This window comes from Thiohalocapsa sp. (assembly GCF_019695415.1).
GTDB lineage: Bacteria > Pseudomonadota > Gammaproteobacteria > Chromatiales > Chromatiaceae > Thiohalocapsa.
In genome coordinates, this window is record NZ_JAIFKJ010000492.1 from 1 (window position 1) to 3,290 (window position 3,290).

4 protein-coding genes and 1 pseudogene are annotated in these 3,290 nt (G+C 69.3%); all 5 read left to right on the forward strand.

Features of this window, described 5'->3' with window-relative positions:
- Window positions 1–129: pseudogene (locus tag I6U14_RS13705) on the forward strand (tRNA (guanosine(46)-N7)-methyltransferase TrmB); the annotation flags it as partial.
- Window positions 130–197: 68 nt separating this feature from the next.
- Window positions 198–842 carry an ATP-binding cassette domain-containing protein gene (locus I6U14_RS13710; protein ID WP_296900080.1) on the forward strand — a complete coding sequence of 215 codons (645 nt, stop codon included), beginning with the start codon at window positions 198–200 and terminating at the stop codon, window positions 840–842.
- Window positions 839–1,642 carry an iron export ABC transporter permease subunit FetB gene (gene fetB, locus I6U14_RS13715; RefSeq protein WP_296900081.1) on the forward strand — a complete coding sequence of 268 codons (804 nt, stop codon included), beginning with the start codon at window positions 839–841 and terminating at the stop codon, window positions 1,640–1,642. Before I6U14_RS13710 ends, fetB begins: the two co-directional genes overlap by 4 nt.
- Before the next feature lie 136 nt (window positions 1,643–1,778).
- On the forward strand, window positions 1,779–2,159 hold the full coding sequence (locus I6U14_RS13720) for a clan AA aspartic protease (protein WP_296900082.1): 381 nt from the start codon (window positions 1,779–1,781) through the stop codon (window positions 2,157–2,159).
- Window positions 2,160–2,213: 54 nt separating this feature from the next.
- Window positions 2,214–3,290, forward strand: a 1,077-nt coding sequence (locus I6U14_RS13725) for a nitrilase-related carbon-nitrogen hydrolase (RefSeq protein ID WP_296900083.1), incomplete at its 3' end; no start/stop codon positions are given.

Below are 3,290 nucleotides of genomic sequence, written 5' to 3' on the forward strand. Positions count from 1 at the left end.
CCGCCAACGCAACCGGCGCGTGGACCTCGTCATACAGGATGCCCGGTGAGCCGGCCGCCGACAAAGTTCGAGCGCCGTGGGGAGCGCCTCGGCCACCAGGTGTTCGACCTCGTCTATCGTCGACGCTGACACCGCTGCCCGTTCCGGTGCGACGCATCCGCCACCGCGCCCAACCCCCGCGAGCAACAAGTACCCCCATGGCCGCGCTTCGCCTCCAAGCCCTGCGAACACGCTTACTGGAGCCGGTGGACCTCAGCATCGATGCGGGCGAGCTCGTCTTCCTGTCCGGCCCCTCCGGCACCGGCAAGAGTCTGTTGCTGCGGGCCATCGCAGACCTGGACCCGAACAACGGCGAGGCCTGGTGCGACGACAGGGCGCGCTCGTCGCTGCCGGCACCGGAGTGGCGCCGGCGGGTGGGACTGCTGCCGGCAGAATCCGGCTGGTGGGCGGACAGCGTCGGCGCCCATTTCCCGGCGGCCGATGGTGCGAACGCAGACCCGGCCGCGCTGCTTGCGCGCCTGGGCTTCGGCCCCGAGGTGCTGGACTGGGAGGTGCGCCGGCTCTCCACCGGCGAGCGTCAGCGCCTGTCGCTGGCCCGGCTGCTCGCCAACGAGCCGGTGGTGCTCTTGCTGGACGAAGCCACGGCGAACCTGGACCCCGAGAACCGGGCGCGGGTGGAGGCTGTCATCGCCGATTATCGCGCCAAGCGGGCAGCCGCAGTGCTCTGGGTGAGCCATGATCCGGAGCAGCGCGAGCGCATGAACGGCCGCCGGCTGGTGATCCGCAACGGGCGCATCGAGGCAGAGCTGCCGGCGAGGGATGCAGCGGAGGGCGGTCGGTGAGCCTGATCTCCCTGAGCCCCTTCGACCTGGCCCTTGCGGCCGCAATGGTGCTGCTGCTGGCGGCGCTGTCCTGGCGCCTTAAGCTCGGCGTGGAACGCCGCATGCTCATCGCCGCCGCCCGCAGTACGGTGCAGCTGGTGCTGCTGGGGCTGGTGCTGAAGGTGCTGTTCGACACCACCAGCCCATGGCTCATCGGTCTGCTGGCGGTGATGATGCTGTCGGTGGCCGGCTGGGAGGTGATGGCTCGGCAGACCCGTCGCTACCGCGGACCCTGGGGCTACGGTATCGGTGCGCTGTCCATGTTCCTGTCGTCCTTCAGCATCACGGTGCTCGCGCTGACGCTGATTATCCGCGTGGAGCCTTGGTACCAGCCGCAGTACCTGATCCCGCTGCTCGGCATGCTGCTCGGCAACACCATGACCGGCATCGCCGTCGCCCTGGACGGCCTCACCCGCCAGGCACACGACAACCGCGAGCGCATCGAGGCGCGGCTCATGCTCGGTGCCACCTGGGGCGAAGCCATCGCAGACATCCGCCGCGACGCCCTGCGCGCCGGGCTCATCCCCATCGTCAACGCCATGGCCACCGCCGGCCTCGTCAGCCTGCCCGGCATGATGACCGGCCAGATCCTCGCCGGCAGCCCGCCCATGGAGGCGGCCAAGTACCAGCTGCTGATCATGTTCCTGATCGCGTCCGGCACCGGACTCGGCAGCCTGGCGGCGGTCTGGATCGGCTCCCGGCGGCTGTTCGATGAGCGCGAACGGCTGCGGCTGGATCGGCTTGCAGCGGGCCGCCGCTAGGGTGTCTCGCGTACAGCCCGAGGCGTGAGGCGGCACTGCGACCGCCCACGCCTCCGGCCTGGAGGCAACATCCAGCAAAGGCCACTGGCTATACTGTCGCGATGGCGCGCACCATCCTGCGACGGAGGAACAAACGATGGGCTTGACCTATGCCGAGGTCACGCTGGAGAGCACCTTTCGCAAGCGAAAGCTGAACACCCGGGCCCTGGCAGATTCCGGGGCGGTCTTCATGATCATCCCGCAGCACATCGCGCTTCAGCTCGGCTTCGATCTGGAGGAGACGAGCACGCGGGAAGTGACCCTGGCCGACGGCTCCCGGCGGCAGGTGCCGATGGTTGGGCCCTTACGGGTGCACTTCGAGGACCGGTGGTGCGACCTGTCGGCGTTGGTGTTCGGAGACGAGCCGCTGCTCGGTGCCGTGCCCATGGAGATGATGGACTTGGTGCTGGACCCTGCATCGCAACAGCTCCGCCCGAATCCGGAGAACCCGTATCTCCCCGGGGCGCTGGCGAAATAGAGCGGGCCGCGCGCCGTCTTCCCTGCCGCGGCGACCAAGAACCTCGAGCCCCCCATGCCGGATCAGCACCCGACCACAGACTTCCACAACCTCTACCGCCACGGGCTGATCCGCGCCGCGGTGTGCGTGCCGGAGGTCCGTGTCGCAGAGCCCGGCTTCAACGCGCGCGCCACCATCGAGCTGGCCCGACGGGCCCATGACGCGGGCGCCGTGGTGGCGCTGTTCCCGGAGCTCGGGCTCACCGCGTACAGCAACGAAGATCTTTTCCACCAGCAGGCGCTGCTTGCGGCCGGTTTGGATGCGCTCGCCGAAGTCGTCGATGCCAGCCGCATGCTGCGCCCCGTGCTGGCGGTGGGCCTGCCCCTGAGGGTGGACGGTCGGTTGTTCAACTGCGCGGTGGCCGTGCACGCGGGCCGAGTGCTGGCGGCGGCGCCGAAGACCTATCTGCCCAACTACCGGGAGTTCTACGAGAAGCGCCAGTTCGCGGGCGCGGACACCGCCTTGGCCACGGAGATCGACCTGCTCGGCCATCACGTGCCCTTCGGCAACGACCTGCTGCTCACCGCGGCCAATCTGCCCGGTCTTACCCTGCACATGGAGCTGTGCGAAGACCTGTGGACGCCGATCCCGCCCAGCACCTATGCCGCGCTCGCCGGCGCCACGGTGCTGCTGAACCTGTCCGCCAGCAACATCACCATCGGCAAGGCCGCCTATCGCAACGACCTCATCGCCGCGCAGGCGGGCAAATGCATCGCGGCTTATCTCTATTCCGCCGCCGGCCCCGGCGAGTCCACCAATGATCTGGCCTGGGACGGTCATGCGGTGGTGTTCGAGCAGGACCGGCTGCTGGCGGAGTCCGAGCGCTTCCCCGCCGGTGCCCAGCTGGTGCTGGCGGACATCGACTTGGACGTGCTGCAGGCCGAGCGGCTGCGCACCACGAGCTTCCACGACACCGCCGCGACACACCGGGAGCGCCTGCAGAGCCTGCGGCGGGTGGCGTTTGAGCTTGCGCTGCCCGCGGGCGACCTGGGCTTGCGGCGAGCGGTGCAGCGCTTCCCCTACGTGCCGGCGTCGGCTGCCGAGCGGGATGCGCTCTGCTACGAGGCTTACAACATCCAGGTGCACGGGCTC

What these genes read in the sequence shown, in the direction of transcription:
- I6U14_RS13710 (WP_296900080.1), top strand. Translation starts at nt 198, where the DNA reads ATGGCCGCGCTTCGCCTCCAAGCCCTGCGAACACGCTTACTGGAGCCG.
- I6U14_RS13720 (WP_296900082.1), top strand. Translation starts at nt 1,779, where the DNA reads ATGGGCTTGACCTATGCCGAGGTCACGCTGGAGAGCACCTTTCGCAAG.